Source organism: Proteus sp. G2609 (genome assembly GCF_963896135.1).
Taxonomy (GTDB): domain Bacteria; phylum Pseudomonadota; class Gammaproteobacteria; order Enterobacterales; family Enterobacteriaceae; genus Proteus; species Proteus mirabilis.
The window spans coordinates 1-18225 of record NZ_CAWQNB010000022.1 but is presented as its reverse complement, the minus strand read 5'-3'; the positions used below and the strand labels follow the sequence as shown (position 1 = coordinate 18225).

Here is an 18225-nt window from a genome sequence, read left to right as displayed (position 1 = left end):
TGGTTAAATATACCGACAATCTCTATATGTACAATGGACTTATCATCGTTAGAAGATGTTGAAACGTCTATGATGGTTTTGTTGGCTGGTTTGTTATAATTTAATGAAAATTCATTTTTATCTCCTGATAATTTATCAACTTTTTTCATTTTTGTTATATCTATTTTTCTATAATCCCTAGTAATCAAAGTTATTTTATCCTTGTTTTTTTCAAAATCCCAAATTGAACTATTGCTTTCAATGCCCTCATAGCAGAAAAAATTAAAGGTATCATTTCCTTGTCCACCGGTTACATGATGAGTTCCTGTGCCTAAATATATTTCATCATCACCTTCTCCCCCTTGAATGATATTTCTGCCTGGAAGCCCTCTATCCATTGATGCTACACAGATCCGATCATTACCCTTACCACCATTCAACATATTAGCACCATAATAATCAATAAGCATATCATCTCCATCACCACCATAGAGCACATCATTTCCCAATTCTCCGTATATAACATCGTTTCCAGAGCCACCATAGAATAAATCATTGCCATCACCGCCATAGAATAAATCATTGCCATCACCACCTATGAGGTTATTATCAAAAGGATTTCCTATGAGAGTGTCATCACCTTTACCACCAATCGCATTTTCAATAATAGTGTTATAGGCAATAGAGATATTACTCCGTAATCCTCCAATATCTGAAAAACAGCCTTCATTGAGATTAATGACTTGATTAACGGTATATAGGGAAAAGTCTAATGTATCAATTCCACCCGCATCCCAAATACAGCTCACTAGTTTATCTTCTATGCTATTTAAAGAGTAAGCGGCGCGTCCCGTATTGGAATTAAATCCATAGGTATTATTTTCAAGGCGTGTGGTCATATTTGGGCCATATAGATATTGTAATAATAATATATCTACTAGCATAAAGGTCATAGGATAAAGGCCAGCAAAATCTGCATCTTTAATATCAGCAAATTCCGCGCCCATAACTGTATATTTATATGTTGTAATTACCGCATTTTTTATATTTTTTAAATATGCATCTATGTGCATTAGCCCTAGCGCATGGCCTAATTCATGTATAAAAGAAAAATATTTATATGAGCCTAGTTCGTGTTTATTTTTTATGGTTTCGTTGAGTAACGTATCCGTACTTTTTATTATAGCAACTTGATGATCATCATAATATTCATATACATCGCCGATATTGGCCTCATTTTCTATATATTCATCAATGTTATCCCATTTGACCAATTGATAAAATTCATGTGAAGCTAAATTAAGAAATATAGTTCCAGGAATATCATGCTCTTCATTTGGTCCTACCTCTTTTATAGGTGTACCGTTATAGTTAGGAAAATTAGCAAAGCCTCCAGATCCCTTCGCTATAAAATGACCACTTGAATTTTGGTAATAATGATTGAAATAGCCAAACTTTAAATTGGCATTTATTTGTACAGGGACTTTAGTAAAAGTGAGATCTATGATATCTGAAGTCAATTGTAAAATTTCTGTGACAACTTCTTGTTGATGAGGAAATATCGTCATTCTTGTAGCAAAAAAATATAAAGATATGCTATTTTTTATCTTGTAACTTTTCTCGCTTATTGATTTTATATCTTTATATATTTCCTTAACTCTTTTTTGGTGCCCCTCACTATTTTTATCTTTAATAATTTCTAATTCTTTTTTTATTTTTTTTAATTCATAATCTAATTTGTAATACTCTGCGATATTCTTTAGTGTTTCTTTTTTTTGACTTTCTGTTATCGGATATCTCTTTCTTATATTTTCTGACCGATCACTGTAATTAGGAAATGTATAGGTTAGATGTGTTGATCCATCTGTTGAATTTTTAGGCCAACCAGATATAACGCCTGTTGATATAATCCCTTCAGGTAAATAGAAGAAAGTGGGTTCTTTAGTGTTTTTTATTAATTTCATATAACGTCCTTTGTTATTTAAAAATGAAATATTTGTGTGCTTATTATAAATAGTTTCCATTGTTAATATTTAATAATTAGCTAATTATTAAATTTTTATTTATTGATTTCTTTTTGAAAAAGTACATATCAGTATTTTGTTACATTATTATGTTGTTATATTATTAGTTGATTGTATTGTTAATAAGATAATATGTTTCCTGTTAAATAGAAAAGGCACTGCAATATGATTACAGTGCCTTTTCTATTTATTATTATGATAGTTCCCTGGTGAGGCTATCTTTTTGATAACACCTAATTTAAAACCTAATTTATGTTATCAGCTAGGTACTACTGCGACTTGTTTGATTTCTATGTGAAGAAGGTAATATTTTTTATTATCTATTTCCTTTAAACTATATATGGCTAAATTATTTGATGTCTATTTTTTATACATATCCTTTATCTTTGGTGGAGCAATAATAAAATGTCTTATATATCAAGAGAAAAGATAGATTACTTGTCCATTGGTCATCGACTGCGTGCTTATCGTATTGCCTCCTCATTAAAAGCTGAAGATGTAGCTGAAAGTTTAGGGATCTCCCGTGCCGCTGTCTATCGATTAGAAAAGGGTGAAATCGTTAAAATTGAGACATTAGATAATCTTGCTCGATTACTTAACACCTCATTAAGTAGCTTATTAGGTATTAATACGGAGTATTATTCTAGCGCTAATGGCTTTTTTGAACGAATGCGCCAACTTGAAACGCAATCTTCCCATATTTATACCCATTTCGAACCCTTTTCTTATTTATTAACCTCTGATTGTTATGATAAAACGCTTGTCGAGATGTTAACAGAAGCCTCTCCTGAAAATGCGCTAACAAAGAAGCAACAAGAAGTTTTATCTATTTTAAAAGAGCGTAAAAAGCATCAATCATTACACTCACCGCATATTTATAATCTAATTAGCCAGCAGCAAATCGAAAAATTTCTTTATGTTGGTATGCTAGGCTCTGTTAATGTAAGTAAAGCCATTCAACAAGAAAGAAAACAACGCGCAAAACAAGAAATCAGCCATTTAATTGAAAAGTTAGAGCAAAAAAATAGTCATCTTAATATTGCGATTATTTCAGATACGATGCCATCTTTAACCTTTCAATTGTTTTATCAAAACAAAGCACCTCTCTCTTTAGCGGTTAGTCCATTTCGCTTAGGTGAATTTCCTAATGTAAGTACGGGTATTGCGACAGTATCTTCATCAACGGAAGCAATATTTCAATATCAATCTCTGTTTGATACGTTATGGGCAAAAGCAATAAAAAATGATGATGCCATTACACGCTTAAAAGAGATTATCAGTCATTATTGATTAGCTAGAACACCTAATGTTTCTGCTAAAATATCTGCAGCTATTGCAATATCACTAAACTCCGTAAATTCGTCTGGGTGATGACTAATCCCCGCAACAGAGGGGGTAAAAATCATCGCTGTCGGGTATAAAGATGCCATATTCATTGAGTCATGACCGGCACCACTTAACATAGTCATATAATTGATATCGTGTTTTTGACAAATATTTTCAATAACTTGGCAAATTGAGTCATCCAGTTTTACTGGTGATTCAGCCGAAATAGGTTGCACTATTATTTTTACACCAAAATCTTTTTCTGCTTTCTCAACACTGTTTGTTAAACGCTGTACAACACGTTGAATACTGTCCGTATCAATACCACGAATATCCACGGAGAATTTTACTTGCCCTGGAATAACGTTCATCGAGTTTGGTATTACATTAAGCTTACCAATGGTACCTACGGTGCCGTATACCGCTTCTGTACAGGCAGCATGATTGATATCAGTAATAATACTCGCACTCGCCACTAACGCATCTTGACGTTGATACATTGGCGTTGCACCAGAGTGGTCTGCATGGCCATTTACGGTGACTGAAAAACGTGTTGGCGCAGCGATACCATTGACAATTCCAATTGTTTTTTGATCGTTTTCTAGACGTTTACCTTGCTCAATATGTAATTCAACAAATGCACTATAACGATCTGATTTAAGTAAACATTGATCTAAATTTTCATGTTGATAACCAAGGGATTTTAAAACATCAAAGAAATTATTACCTTCATCATCTCTATTTTGTTCCCATCGAGTACGGTCAATTTTTCCTGTTAGCACTTTACTTCCGATACATGAAAACCCAAATCGGCTCGATTCTTCTGCTCGGAATACAATTAACTCTAGATCACGTTTCAGTTGTTGTGGTTTGTATTGCATCAAAGCATAAAAACCAGCAATAACTCCTAAGGCACCATCATAAGCCCCCCCTTGGGGAACGGTATCAAGGTGAGAGCCTGTTCCTACGGCGGGTAACGTTCTATCTTGCCCCGGTAAGCGAGCGTAGAGTGTGCCAATACCGTCACGATAGACTTCAAGGCCTGCCTCTTTCATTACACTAGCAAGATAGAGATGGGCTGCTTCATCTTCTTCGCTATAGGCAATACGAGTTATCCCTTTGTCATGGTTATCTTTTTTATAAATTTGCATTGTTTCAATTAATGTTTTCATGTCATTAATTGAAAAGTCTGTTGCTGTATTTGGTTGAGTCATAAGGTTATTCTCCGGTGTTTTCTGTAAAACTGTCTAAAAAATGAGACAAATAAAAGATTAAAAAAGCCATCTTTTATAGATGGTCTGCTATTCTTATAATCGTTACTTATTATATTTACTGCTCAGAATTTATTTCGTCAATGGTAAATAAGAGGGATTTTATATTCTGTGAGATAGGGCGTAATTAAAAAGAGATATATTTCTGACTTATTTCATAAATGAATCATTATTGTGTTAAAGATGTTATAAAAGATAAATAAAATAAGATGTTGTACTGATATAAATCTTTTTTATTTTTAATATAAATGAAAATTATTCTCATGGGGTATATTGGATGATATTCTCATCCAATATATTAATAATTAAATCTAGAAGAAGTATTTAAAACGTGCTCTTACACCATAACGATCTTTATCGCTATTTTCTATTTCAATATCTTTACCATTAATAACAGAATAATATGCACCTAAATAGATTTTAAAATTATCCATATCTAAAATATTAGGTAATTCATATGAAGAATAGAGAGTGTGGATATTATATTTTCCTGGGCCAAATATAATATCATTATTGTTATTATCATCACTATTAATAGTATATGACTTAATATTATTATGGGCATAGATATAGCCTAATTGTAATTTACGCCATAAAATATTAGTACCTGTTGTAAAGTCGTTCTCATCGTTAGCGTCTAAATAAGCGGTATTCCAATTTATTGTGACACCATTTTCAGGATTTTGTTGTAGATTGCTCCAGCCTAAAGTTAATCCATAACCGTTGCGTTTAGATTGATCTTTAAATTCACCCGTTTTTTTATCATCATAACCATAAGCATTATTGATAATATTTTTTTCTAAGGCTACAGCAACTTTAAAATTATTGTTATTCCATGCAATAACAGGGCGAAAATAAATAACATTTTTATTATTATATAGTTTATTTCCGTGATATTCCTTGTTAGCAAAAATAGACGTTCCATCTTCAATTAATAAATTAGTTTCAAAATACCAATTATTATATTGGCTATTAAACATCATGCTACCACCGCTATTGCTTCTCCCTCGACCTTCTTTCATCATGTAGATATAACCAAAGCCATCACTATAAGTATCATTTGCAGTGTTGCCTGAATATTCAACAAAAGTATCTTGATTAAGCGGGAACATGTCATAAGCTTCATAACGACCTAACTTAAATTGCCAACGCTGTTTTTTACCAAAATAAAAAGCGGCATCGTCGAGAGATACCTTACCATCAATATTTGCCAGAGGTTGAACAGTGAAGCCCGCATAATTTTTATTATCTAACAGACGCTCTCCGTCTAAGCCAATTAATATACGCCCATTGATCCCCCATTTATCATAATCGCCATAGTCTTTTTCTTTACCTGAGCGCATGTTAATGGAGGTTAGCTGACCTTTTTTACTTGCAATATCTGTATTAAATTCAACATCACCATATAACTTGAGTTTTCCATAACCGGTATTTGTTTCTATCAGCGATGACGGTGGCGCAGTTATAGTTTCGCTAGTTTGTGATAGATTGTTATTAAGCGCCTGATTTTGTTTTAACGCATTTTCTAACTTAGCGGCACGTTGCTCTGCTAACTCAGCTCTTTTTTCAGCGGCTAACGTTCTCTCTTCTAGTCGAGCTAAACGTTGTTCTATCGATAATTCATTTGTATTGGCGTGAGCAATTGTCGGCACGGCAATGCCGATACAAGTCGCTATCGCAAGGTGTTTGATGTTCATTGTTTATTCCTTATATCGGGAATAATGGAGGTTTATTATCCCCATGTTTTTTTATTAAAAAAGTGAATGAATATCTATTTCAGTTAATGAGTGAACAGCTAAATCTGCTTTTGGTAAGGGGCCGTCAGCAGTAACGCCAATTGCATACATGCCCGCTTGTTTAATCGATTGTATTCCAGCAATCGAGTCTTCAAATCCGATACATAAATGTGGTGGAATGTGAATAAACTCAGCCGCACGCAAAAATATTTCAGGATCGGGCTTGCCTTTTTTGAGTGTTTTAGGATCAACAATTGCCTTAAAATAATGCTTAATGCCTAATTTTTCTAATATGGTTGGGGCATTTTCTGAAGCTGATGCAATAGCACAAGGAATGTGATTATTATTTGCTTGTTCTATTAGATCTAAAACCCCCGGTAAAATATCTTTTGGAGTAATATTATTTAATAACTCAAGATAATATTTATTTTTTGTTTCTGTTAATGATTTTTTTTCATCCTCAGAATAAACATCACTTTTATTACCATGAGATAAAATAAGCTCTAATGACTCAATTCGACTTATTCCTTTTAATAAATGGTTAAACTCTTTGTCAAAATCAATTCCTATTTCATTAGATAGCTTTTTCCACGCAATATAGTGGTAATTGGCGGTATCAACAATTACGCCATCCAGATCAAAAATAAGACCTTTAGTCATTTTGCGTGTCTCCATTTAAATTTAATACTAATAACGTATTGGCGGTTAGCTTATGTGTTTGATGGTTAATTAAAATGGTACTGGGCTTATCACTTAAAATACTAATTTCTTTATGAGTGAGATTAATTTGATATAAAGTAGAGCGATGCAATAATTTAAAGCTTAGCTTTTGCCATTGTTGAGGGAGTGAAGGGGTGATGGTCAGCATATCCTGACGAATATCAACACCGGCATAAGCCATGATGGTGGTATTTAATGTTGCCGCCATGACACCAGTATGAATACCTTCGGCAGTTGTTCCACCTTGGATATCATTATAATCTGAATAAAGAGCATCTTGATAAAGTTGCCATGACAAATCATGTAACTGTATTTGTTCTGCGAGATAAGCATGGACAATGCGTGACAGTGTGGAACCATGAGAGGTTCTTTCTAAATAGTAATGTAGATTTTTTTCAGCAAAGTGCTTAGAAACTGAATAACCAAGAGAGGTAATTAGGGAATGTACGGTTTGCTTATCTAGGTTATTAAATAACATCAGGGTATCTGCTTGTTTAGCTACTTTGTAATCATCGGCAGATTTATTTTCTTTACGCAAAATTCTATCCATACGATAGATATTGCCGTATTTTTTTCGATAGCTTTCCCAATCCAGATCTTTTAATTGAAAATAACCTGAGAACTGTTCAATAATTTCATGAGCATCAATATTGATAGCAATACGATTTTTAACTTCTTGTATTTTATTGAAAACGCTAGATTGGCTGTTTAGCTGTTGTAATTTTTTAGAAAAACGATCATTGTTTATGAACATCTCTATTTGATTAAACAACCAAACCACCATTAAATTAGTGTATGCGTTATCTTTTAAGCCACCTTCAGGTGAGTCTGCGTATTTCTCATGAAATTCATCCGGCCCCATAACTCCATTAATATGAAAACGTTGATCGCCTTCATCCCACTGACATTGGTCTAACCAGAACAAGGTAATGTCATTGAGTAGTTCAAGTCCATACTGTTCCATAAATTGGTGATCATGAGTATTTAGCCAATATAGCCACACATTATAGGCAATCGCTAATGAGACATGACGTTGACGACAACTGTGGTCGGCATCCCATTGCCCTGATAAGGGGTTTAAATGCAGTGTCTGGGTTTGCTCACTACCATCATGCCCTGATTGCCAAGGGAACATAGCACCTTGAAATCCTTCTGCTCGTGCCGCAAGACGTGCAACAGGTAGCCTGTGGTAACGATATAGTAATAGTTGGCGTGCGGTTTCAGGGAAGTGCATGATATAAAATGGCAGAATAAAGATCTCATCCCAGAAAATATGGCCTCGATAGGCTTCCCCGTGTAACCCTCGGGCGGTGACTGAAACATCTAATTGATGTTGCTGATTGCTAAATGGTGATGCGGATGACAGTAAATGGAAGGTATGTAAGCGTAGTAATTTTTGGGTCATCAGATCGCCAGAAATCGAGATATCGGCACTATCCCATAACGTTTTCCACGCTTTTTGGCTATTTATCAATTGGCTGTGTAAAGGTTGTTGTTCCTTATTAACCACATCTTGCCATGAGTCTGGGTAAGCCGTAGAGGTTGTTACAGCAACACATTTTTCAAGTTGATAGGTGGTATTTTGTTGAGCGTTGAAGGTGATGGTTTGTTCAACAAGCGTATCTGAAACATGACAAACAATATCTTCATTTGCAAAGAAATCACCCCTGATTGTTGACGATAATCCGATCCCTATTTTTGACTGATCTGTTTGAGCTAATATAAATGCGTGTTGCTTATTCGCTCCAGTTTGTAGCACATGATAATGATGGGGATTAAGGCTACGGTAGCGTTGTACACCGTAATTATAAGTATTTCCTTCTAGGCGAGTTATAACCGTTATCTCACCTGAGAAATTTAATGGTTTAAAGGTATATAAAATGGCGTAATGTGGCATATCAGCCATATTGGCAAATTTTGTACAATGAATATCAAGTTGCTGTCCTTCAGGGGTTTCTACACGCCATTGGCTAGTGAATACACCCGTTTTCAAATCTAAATGACGTGTTAAATGGTGTGTTATCAGTTGCTTTGGATGAAGATATTCTCCCTTACCAATTTTAAGAGAAATAAATTGTCCATTAGGTGCATTAACAAAATCTTCATTAATCACCTGATGGTTTTCTATTTGTGAACTTGCCTGATTATATAGGCCAGCAATATAGGTAGCGGGGTAGTGCTCATCACTTATAGTCATTTCGGGCAAAGTTCCTCTTAACCCAATATAACCATTGGCCGTAGTTAAGAGAGACTCTTGGCAATATTCATCTTTTCCTGTTTCTAAGCCTGAATATTCAATTGACCAAGCAAAGTTATTGGCAACTGTAACCATTTTTTCTTCTAAATCATGATGATGTTCAAGCTGCGCTTTATTGATATAAATAAAAGGTTTATTAAATATTTCAGTAAAGAAATTTGATAAATTTATTACTTTATTATCAATGGTTTTAATAATAGCGCTATCCAATTTATTACTTATCGAATATATCAAACCACCTTGAGCAGATTTAAATTTATGATTAATAGCTTTAGCCATATTTAGCCAATCAAGGTAATGGCTATTTGTGGTATTAAATGAATAATGGCTTTTTTCTGAAAGATATTTAATGGTGATATCAGTATCAGAAAGAATAACAGAGATATAATTCATGTTTAACCTTTAGTTTGAGATTAAATTAATCGACTTGCAAGGTGCCTGCTTTTTCTTTATAGCGATAGACCAGAATGGTTAATCCAATAGGGACGACAATAGCCACTATCATTGCCAATAAATAAACTAACCAATAAGTAGGTTGGATAGATAAAATACCGGGTAATCCGCCGACACCAATACCATTAGATAGCACATTATTTAATCCACAAATCAAACCCGCTAGCGCAGCGCCAATCATGGCGCACAGCATAGGAAAGCCATATTTTAAGTTGACGCCATACATGGCTGGCTCTGTCACACCTAAATAAGCAGAGATAGCTGCCGGAATAGTAATTTCTTGTTCATTTAATTTGCGGCTAACGATAATAATGCCTACAACGGCGGATGCTTGAGCAATATTAGACAGAGCGATAATCGGCCAAATAGGTGTACCGCCATAACTTTGAGTCATTTGTAAATCTATCGCTAACGTTGTGTGATGTAAGCCGGTGATCACCATGGGGGAATAGAAAAAGGCAAAAATAGTTGAACCAATAGGGGCAAAATCACCTAACATTAAAAATTTGATCAGTTGGGCGAGACCATCACCTATGCTTCTACCGATAGGGCCTAAAATAACATGGGCAACAAAAACGGCGACAATAAGAGTTACAATCGGCACAATAACTAATTTTAGGTAATCAGGGATAAAACGACGTAATTTAGTCTCAAACCATCCCAGAAATAGTCCCGCTAAAATCGAAGGGATCACTTGGGCTTGATAACCTACTTTCTCAATAGTAAATAAACCAAAATTCCAAACCTCAGGAATTTGTGAACCTAAATTGTAAGCATTCATTAGTTGTGGAGAAACTAAGGTTATACCTAGTACGATACCTAGTGCAGGTGTACCACCCATCTTTTTTACACTCGACCAGCAAATACTCACAGGTAGAAAATGGAAGATGGCTTCACAAGGTAACCAGAGAAAATCATATATTGGCGTTAACCAAGGATAAAAATAAGTGAGGGGTTTATTATCTGATATAGGCATTTCGCCAATAACATTTCTTAATCCTAACAATAAACCGCCGCAAATTAAGATAGGTAATAATGGAACAAAAATTTCGGCTAAATTGGCAATCAGCTTTTGCCAGAATCCCATATTCTTTTTCGCGTCAGATTTTATATCATCTTTAGATTTAGCTTTTAATGAAAGCTTATTAATTAATAATTTATAGTAGATATCAACATCCATACCAACAATAACTTGAAATTGACCCGCATTATTAAAACAGCCTTTAACAAAAGATATTTTTTTAATTTTATCTATATCAGCGAGATTGGGATCATTCAAAACAAAACGTAATCTGGTTAGACAGTGTGAAACGCTAATAACATTATCTGAACCTCCAACAAGAGTAATTAACTCTTCAATGGCTTGGTTGTCTTGAGGTATCGACATATTAATATTCTCATAATAGTAGGGTTATTTTTAATATATCGAGATCTTTCTTTTTATCCAATGGGAACGTTCCCATAACAAGATAAAGATCACAGTTAATGATCATTAATTTATTTGATCATGGGTTTAAGTCATGACTTGATATAATGATTTTTTGTGCAGGAATATTTTTTTCTAGCATTTGTATCAATATGTTAGCAGCTTCTTGTCCACTTTCTCTAAAACCTAATCGATAGAATTTAGTTTGAGGAAATAAAAAGGTGAGTAGATCATTACGACCGATGCAGGCCACCTCAATATGATCTATTTTCTGTTCGGCTAAATATTTTTGTACACCAAAGGCCAGAGAGTCGGTCGCACATAAAATAGCTTGAGGCTTGCTTGCTAATGCTTGTTTGGCAAGTAAATAGCCACTTTGATAATTAAGTTCACCAAGTTGAGCTTGAGATATTAATTGATGTTGCTGGCAATATTGAAGATAAGTTTGATAACGTAATAAACCCGTTGTTTCATCATTAATTTGGATCCCGATAAAACTTATATGTTGATAATGTTTGTCTCGATGGAAATAATGCATTAAAGCGTTAACAGCTCGTTCATCGTCATGACAAATGGAAACAAAACCTTCTAGTGGTCTTGCTATAACAACCATTTTTTGTTTCCAACTTGCTAAGTTAGCCGCATTGATCCCTGAAAATGCAAATAATATTACGCCATCGATTTTCTGGTGGGCGAGCATTTTTAAGTTTTCTTCTACTTTGGCTTGGCTAAATTGGCTTTCTAAAATAATAGGGTCAATGTTGTTTTGATAAAGGATCGGTAATATGGCACTAACCGCTTGATTTTCCGCATAAGAATCAAGGCGAGTGACGATAATACCAAAAGAACGATTAGAGTATCCCCGCATTGCTCGTGCAGATTTTGACGGCGTGAATTTATATTTCTCAATAATTGAGTTAACTTTTTTCCTTGTTTCTTCATTAACCATAGGGTCTTGATTAAGTACTCTTGAAACAGTCGATTTGCCCACACCACAAAGTTTGGCTATATCATTGATTGTTAACTTTTTTTTATTAGTATCTGTCATGAGCGTTTTTCTGTATTTATCTGCTGTGTGATAAAGTTATTGTAGTTTTAGCAGGTTGTTTTCCACAAGTGATTCTTTTACTGTTTGATTTAGTCTAAAAATTGTACGCAGATACTACCACAATCGTAAAAAAGAGAATTTTATATTTGTCTTTTTTGTATACTAATAACAAAATATGGCTGGTACCAATATAGAAGGCCATATGGCATATCGTATTAATAGTAATTTGGTAATGACCATTGATACTCAAATGTTGAATTGGGTAAATATAAGAGGATCTGTTTGTGAACAGGCTACACCAACATTAACTGCTCATGCCAGTGAATTTACTGTACAATTTCCAATCAGTGTGACATTTTATATAAATGATATGGTTATTGATTCTCAGCTACCTATACCTGAAATGGATCTAGGAGGTTATGTTCGTGCATTTACACGATCAGGAACGAGTCCTCCTCAAAATTCTTGGGCATTGAATGATGTCACTGTTCCTATGCGATTAGCAGCATCACAATTAAACGTAACTTCTTCTTGTAAAACAGTAACAAGTACAGGACAAGTAAGTACTTTAAATTTAAAGCATGGGCAACTCAATACATTAAATTATGACAGCTTAGTTACAGAAAGTGTAACTTATAATTGTGTTTTTTCAAAAGCAACAAAAGTGAGATTACGTCTTGATTATATAACTGATAACGATCCTCAAAAAAGATTACCGATGGTGAATACCCAAAACAGCAATAATAAAATTTATAGTGAGTTGACCATGACAGATGAAATAACCGGGCAAAAAGGTAAAGATTTTAAAATTGACATTAATTATTTGAGAACAATTAAGATAACCAGCCATCTTCAAGGAACAAATGCGATAGCTGGAGATTATAAAGGTTCAGCTTGGCTAATCGCTACGTTTGATTGACATATTATGATTTAGCATATAATTGATAGATATTTTCATATAATCATCTGAATAAGTCTCTATTTATCATTAGGATAAATAGAGACTTATTTTTTTGAAATCGAGTGATTAAATTTATAAATAATACGATTGTAACGTATTAAAATTTTTTGGGATTAATTAACTTATTGATAAAAATGATTTTATAAATAATTTTTATTAATTGAACTATAATGGTTTATTTGGGCTATAATGTAAAAATATTGATTTAAAATTAGATACTATAGCGGTTTTGATAAATAATGATGAAATAGCACAATTATAATACTATAAAAATACATTTTAAAGAGGATAAAAAATGCATGATAAAATAATTAACGATATCCTTGATTGGATAGAAGATAATCTGACTAAACCAATTTCAACAATAGATGTAATAAAAAAATCTGGTTATAGTCAAAGATATTTTCAAGATCTATTTCTGCATAAAACAAAATCAACTATTGCTAAATATATTTTGTCTAGAAAGTTATCTATGTCAGCAATTTTGCTTAAATTAACTCGGTATTCTATATCAGAAATATCTAATGATTACTCTTTTACTTCTCAGCAGAATTTTTCAAGAGCTTTTAAACGATATTTTAAGGTAACGCCTGAATTTTATAGAAAAAGTAAATTTTGGGATTTTAGATATTATCGACCTCAACATAAAGTATTTGATTTTAAAAAAATAAATTGTCAGTTAATTTATTTATCAAAAGATAGATTGCTTGATAATAATTCTGATGATTTTAAGTTTTTTGATATTTCTATTCCTTTTGACTTTAAGTCAAATATTGCAATAGAGGGGCTAGGCTATAAAAATAAAAAACAGATTGAAATAATAAAAAGTCTTGTTGATTCATCAAATGATAATTTGTGTGTATCTTATAATTATTTCCTTAGTAGTAAAGTTAAAAATAAAATTACTGTAAAATATAATATAAAATATATTCATGATTATAATTTTTCCTTTAATAAGGAAGGTCTAAAGTATTATCTATTTTCATTTTTAGGCTCTTGGGAAGATTATATGATTTTATCCAATATTATCTATATGAGAGAATTACCGCTATTGCAAGCCAAGAGAAGAGATGGCTATGATATAGAAATATTTAATTCAGGTAAATTAGATAAAAACATTTGTTCTTTAAATTATCTTATCCCTATAATTTAGACATTTAAGTTTTTTCGGGGAGCTTTTATAATACTTCTTGAATTTTTTAATAAAATAGGAAGTATTTTTATACCCAGACAATGAAGATATCTGTCCTATTGTTAAATTTGTTGTAGCTAGAAGATTCATTGCGTGTGCCATTCTTACCGTTGTTAATAAAGTCATAAAATTAGTTTTTTCTGCTTCAAGTTTTTTTCGTAATGAAGATTCACTAATAAATAATTTACTACTAATCTCTTTTAGAGACCAGCTATGTTGTAAGTCACTAATAATAATATCTTTTACTTTTACTGATGTTAATTCCGGTTTTGATTTTAATATAAGGTTAGGTATATCAAAGTTTAACAGTAAATATGCGATTTTTAGTATCTGACTAAGCGAAGTTTTGTTATTTGTAATGACTTCATCATTAAATTTATTTTTTAATCTATTGAAAAATAGAATATCTTCATGATTCGCTTGTTTTATAAAGCTATCTTTATTATTATCTTGAGTAACTTCCTCTTTTTTATTGTTAATAGTAATTTTTAATACTTCCATCATAACTTCATGAGATAAAAATATAAATTCAGGCATTTTATTTTTTCCTAAGATAATATCTAATGCTGAATTTTTTTTTATAAAAACGATACTGTCGTTATCTATTTGATATTTAACATTATCTTTTGTTATGGATATTTCACAATCTTTTCTAATTAACAAAAGAATGTGGTTAGAGAAAATAATGTTTTTAAATTTTAAAGTATTATCTATATAGGCATTCATATTAAATTCTTTTGCTTCCTAATCTAATATTAAATGGTTTATTTTTGTTTGTATATTTAACAATAAACAAAATTATTAATTTATAAGCTTTTGTAAATAAATTATTATCATGTTGATGGAAATAAATAAATTAAAAAATAACGTTTTTAGATTTAATTATCTAATTGGGTTATTTTTTATCATATTGCATTATTTTTCTGTGAGGTATTTGTTACTTTATTTTTTCCTATTTATTTTAGAGAGTTTTTAGATCCTCCATATATCTTTATCTTTTTTGGGAATTTTATATTAAGTAAAAAGGTTGTTTTAACATTTTTGGTGTTTTTTATGTTAAAGATGTTAATTGTTATTATTTATCTTTTGCTTTTTTGGTTCAATTTTATCATTTTGTTAATTATCATAATGGGTGATTAATTTATCATTTTGTTGGCTTAAAAGAATTCTATTAAAAGCGTAAAGTTCTCATAAATAGAGTATTGCTACTCTTATTTGGATTGTTTTAGTTATGGGTAGATGTATATGTTAAGAGATATCAGTAGGTGAGAGTAAAAAGAGTAATATTATTTTTATGTAAAAAATATAATTAAAACAATTGGTTATTTTATCTTGGTGTTTTTTAAAACCTTATGTTGGTATTTTTATGGACATAAATAAGATTTTAGGCCGAGAGATTAAATTTTTAAGAAAACGTTCTTTGCTGTCAGGATGCGAATTGGCAAAAGCCTTTGGAATAAGTCAACAGCACCTTTCACGGATTGAGCGAGGAGAAGTTCAATGGAGTGTATCTTTCCTACTTAGAGTATGCGCTTTTTTTGATATTCCAATGATTCATTTTATTAAATTGATAGAGAAAGAAACATCTTCATTTTCTATTGTTGATAATAATTTATGTCAATTTGAATTTATTGAAATAAATAATAGGAGAAGGATAGATCATAGAAAGTAAAGGTAGGTATTTATAGATGTTAGCAGTATTACATTAGATAGCCTCTAAATTAATTTAGAGACATTTTATACGAGAGTTATATATGAATATAATCTTTTTTGAAAAGAATTCAAACGAGAAAGTACAATTACAACCTCATGCTAAGCATACTATAACGGCGAAAGCAGGGGATGTGTATCAGTTAATTGATTCAGATACTCAACTTTCTCCATTAGATATTCAAGCGCATCGTAAATCGGATGATCTTATTTTATCTAGTAAAGAACAAAATATAGAAGTTGTTATTAAAGATTTTTGGCAAGAATGCCAACCAGGGGAACAACAATGTTACGCCACTTTAAATGTTTTAGATTCAAATGGTGTAATGGGACAAGCAACTATTACTCAAGATGGTCCTGTTTTAGAACATTTAGTTGCTGGTGAAACAGGTACTCTTTCTGATAATGATGATGGAATTGGTCTATTTTTATGGGTTGCTGGTTCAATCGGTAGTGCATTAGCGATCTTTTTAGCTAATAGAAATCATGGTGGTGACAATAATAAAGGTAATGAGGCTGATATTACCGCGCCGAGTAAGCCAGGATTAACTGCAGAAGATGATGGTTCTGTTTCTATCGATTTACCAAAAGATGCCAATAAAGGTGATTCTGTAGATGTCACTTTTGAAGATGAGGATGGTAATTCAAATACTGTCACATTAGAAAAGGGAGATAATGGCTGGACATCAAGTGATCCTGAATTAATTCCTGATACAGATAATAATCAAGTCACTATCCCTAATGATAAGATAAAAGATAATAGTGATGTTACCGCAAGTGCGAAAGATCCGAGTGGTAATAAAAGTGATGATGTTACTGTAACAGCCAAACCTGATCCCGTATCAGATATGCCTGTTTTAAGCATTCCAGAAGTTGACGATGGTTATGCGAATGCAGAAGAGCTGAAAGACGGTTTACAAGCAGAAGTTACTTTGCCAGCGGGTACGGTTGAAGGGGCGGAAATCACCTTAACGGTCACTCGCCCAGATAATACTACAGAAACGATTACATACACTGTAACTAAAGATGATGTTGCTGCAGGTAAGATTTCGATTGATATTCCTAAAGATGCGGTACAAAACGGCCAAAACAGTGTCGATGTCAGCATAACTCAAGGCAATAATCCAGCCAAACCAGGAAACAAAGTAGATTTTGCTGTTGATGGACAAATCCCGGGCGATACAGATGGTGATGGTACGGTGGATACCACGCCGGTAGTGACCATTCCAGAAGCTGCGGACGGTGTAAATGCTGACGAGCTAAAAGATGGCGTACAGACCGAAGTGACTGTACCGGGGGGGAGTGCGGCAGGTGACACACTGACACTCACTATTACCAAACCAGATGGATCAACTGATACTGTTGAACACACACTGACTGCAGATGAAGTGGCGGTAGGCAAAGCTGATGTGACTATCCCCGCAGATAAAGTGACAGCAGATGGTAACTATTCTGTTACCGCAGAAATTACTGATCCGGCAGGTAATACCAGTGGTCAAGGTAAACCTACTGACTTTGCTGTCGATACAGTGGCACCGTCGGCTCCTGTATTAAAAGCAGAGGACGATGGTTCGGTTTCAGTTGACTTACCAACAGATGCCAATAAAGGTGATACGGTAGAAATTACCTTTGAAGATGAAAAGGGTGATAAGCACACGGTTACCTTAGAAAAAGGGGATAACGGTTGGACATCTGATACACCGGCGTTGATCCCAGACAGCAACGGCGATAAAGCGACTATTCCTGCGGATAATGTAAAAGACAACAGTGAAGTAACAGGGATTGCCAAAGATCCGAGTGGCAACGAAAGTGACCCATCAACGGTGACCTCGAAAACGGACGGTGTCGCTGATGCGCCTGTACTGACTATCCCAGAAGTGGCTGATGGTTATGCGAATGCGGATGAACTGAAAGACGGCTTACAAGCGGAAGTTACCTTGCCAGCGGGTACGGTTGAAGGGGCGGAAATCACCTTAACGGTCACTCGCCCAGACAAAACCACTGAAACCGTAACGCATACAGTCACTAAAGATGAAGCTGCTGCGGGTAAAGTATCTGTTGATATTCCTAAAGATGCGGTACAAAACGGCCAAAACAGTGTCGATGTCAGCTTAACTCAAGG

At 33.4% G+C, this 18225-nt stretch carries 12 protein-coding genes and 1 pseudogene; 5 read left to right on the top strand and 8 right to left on the bottom strand.

Annotated elements, in window-relative coordinates; genetic code table 11:
* A partial coding sequence (locus AACV01_RS05670) for a M10 family metallopeptidase C-terminal domain-containing protein (protein ID WP_161682571.1) occupies nt 1-1943 on the bottom strand: 1943 nt, incomplete at its 3' end.
* A gap of 465 nt (nt 1944-2408) precedes the next feature.
* On the opposite strand from AACV01_RS05670, the gene AACV01_RS05665 reads away from it, so the two are divergent.
* The gene (locus tag AACV01_RS05665; protein WP_004244894.1) at nt 2409-3293 is read left to right on the top strand and encodes a helix-turn-helix domain-containing protein; all 885 of its coding nucleotides are present in this window, start codon (nt 2409-2411) and stop codon (nt 3291-3293) included.
* Here the strand turns inward: AACV01_RS05665 and AACV01_RS05660 are convergent.
* From AACV01_RS05660 to treR, 6 genes are all read right to left on the bottom strand, one after another.
* Entirely contained in the window at nt 3287-4543 is a 1257-nt protein-coding gene (locus AACV01_RS05660) for a Zn-dependent hydrolase (protein ID WP_161682569.1), read from the bottom strand. The two genes, AACV01_RS05665 and AACV01_RS05660, sit on opposite strands and share 7 nt — an antisense overlap.
* Nucleotides 4544-4911: 368 nt before the next feature.
* Nucleotides 4912-6297 carry a carbohydrate porin gene (locus AACV01_RS05655; protein ID WP_046335074.1) on the bottom strand — a complete coding sequence of 462 codons (1386 nt, stop codon included), beginning with the start codon at nt 6295-6297 and terminating at the stop codon, nt 4912-4914.
* Nucleotides 6298-6351: 54 nt separating this feature from the next.
* Nucleotides 6352-6996 carry a beta-phosphoglucomutase gene (gene pgmB / locus AACV01_RS05650; RefSeq protein WP_161682567.1) on the bottom strand — a complete coding sequence of 215 codons (645 nt, stop codon included), beginning with the start codon at nt 6994-6996 and terminating at the stop codon, nt 6352-6354.
* Nucleotides 6989-9706: a glycoside hydrolase family 65 protein gene (locus tag AACV01_RS05645; RefSeq protein WP_161682565.1), complete on the bottom strand. Its 2718-nt coding sequence runs from the start codon at nt 9704-9706 to the stop codon at nt 6989-6991. The genes pgmB and AACV01_RS05645 overlap by 8 nt, the downstream gene beginning before the upstream one ends.
* A 25-nt stretch (nt 9707-9731) precedes the next feature.
* Nucleotides 9732-11153, bottom strand: coding sequence for a PTS trehalose transporter subunit IIBC (gene treB, locus AACV01_RS05640; RefSeq protein WP_161682563.1), 1422 nt, complete (start codon nt 11151-11153; stop codon nt 9732-9734).
* A gap of 118 nt (nt 11154-11271) precedes the next feature.
* A complete protein-coding gene (gene treR / locus AACV01_RS05635; protein ID WP_004244888.1) occupies nt 11272-12240 on the bottom strand; it encodes a trehalose operon repressor TreR in 969 nt (322 codons plus the stop codon).
* Nucleotides 12241-12442: 202 nt separating this feature from the next.
* On the opposite strand from treR, the gene AACV01_RS05630 reads away from it, so the two are divergent.
* Nucleotides 12443-13159 carry an adhesin gene (locus tag AACV01_RS05630; RefSeq protein ID WP_339382633.1) on the top strand — a complete coding sequence of 239 codons (717 nt, stop codon included), beginning with the start codon at nt 12443-12445 and terminating at the stop codon, nt 13157-13159.
* Between the two features lie 337 nt (nt 13160-13496).
* Entirely contained in the window at nt 13497-14354 is an 858-nt protein-coding gene (locus AACV01_RS05625) for a helix-turn-helix domain-containing protein (protein ID WP_004244872.1), read from the top strand.
* Here the strand turns inward: AACV01_RS05625 and AACV01_RS05620 are convergent.
* Complete coding sequence (locus AACV01_RS05620) at nt 14328-15119, bottom strand: helix-turn-helix domain-containing protein (RefSeq protein WP_004244871.1); 792 nt, start codon at nt 15117-15119, stop codon at nt 14328-14330. The genes AACV01_RS05625 and AACV01_RS05620 overlap by 27 nt on opposite strands.
* Nucleotides 15120-15759: 640 nt before the next feature.
* Between AACV01_RS05620 and AACV01_RS05615 the strand changes: the two genes are divergently transcribed.
* Nucleotides 15760-16065, top strand: coding sequence for a helix-turn-helix domain-containing protein (locus tag AACV01_RS05615; protein WP_161682561.1), 306 nt, complete (start codon nt 15760-15762; stop codon nt 16063-16065).
* An 82-nt stretch (nt 16066-16147) separates the two neighbouring features.
* A pseudogene (locus AACV01_RS05610) lies at nt 16148-18225 on the top strand (beta strand repeat-containing protein); the annotation flags it as partial.

Coding starts and splice junctions, on each gene's coding strand:
- treR (WP_004244888.1), bottom strand. CDS start 12,240: ATGACAGATACTAATAAAAAAAAGTTAACAATCAATGATATAGCCAAA.
- pgmB (WP_161682567.1), bottom strand. CDS start 6,996: ATGACTAAAGGTCTTATTTTTGATCTGGATGGCGTAATTGTTGATACC.
- AACV01_RS05655 (WP_046335074.1), bottom strand. CDS start 6,297: ATGAACATCAAACACCTTGCGATAGCGACTTGTATCGGCATTGCCGTG.
- AACV01_RS05645 (WP_161682565.1), bottom strand. CDS start 9,706: ATGAATTATATCTCTGTTATTCTTTCTGATACTGATATCACCATTAAA.
- AACV01_RS05630 (WP_339382633.1), top strand. CDS start 12,443: ATGGCATATCGTATTAATAGTAATTTGGTAATGACCATTGATACTCAA.
- AACV01_RS05660 (WP_161682569.1), bottom strand. CDS start 4,543: ATGACTCAACCAAATACAGCAACAGACTTTTCAATTAATGACATGAAA.
- AACV01_RS05665 (WP_004244894.1), top strand. CDS start 2,409: ATGTCTTATATATCAAGAGAAAAGATAGATTACTTGTCCATTGGTCAT.
- treB (WP_161682563.1), bottom strand. CDS start 11,153: ATGTCGATACCTCAAGACAACCAAGCCATTGAAGAGTTAATTACTCTT.
- AACV01_RS05625 (WP_004244872.1), top strand. CDS start 13,497: ATGCATGATAAAATAATTAACGATATCCTTGATTGGATAGAAGATAAT.
- AACV01_RS05620 (WP_004244871.1), bottom strand. CDS start 15,119: ATGAATGCCTATATAGATAATACTTTAAAATTTAAAAACATTATTTTC.
- AACV01_RS05615 (WP_161682561.1), top strand. CDS start 15,760: ATGGACATAAATAAGATTTTAGGCCGAGAGATTAAATTTTTAAGAAAA.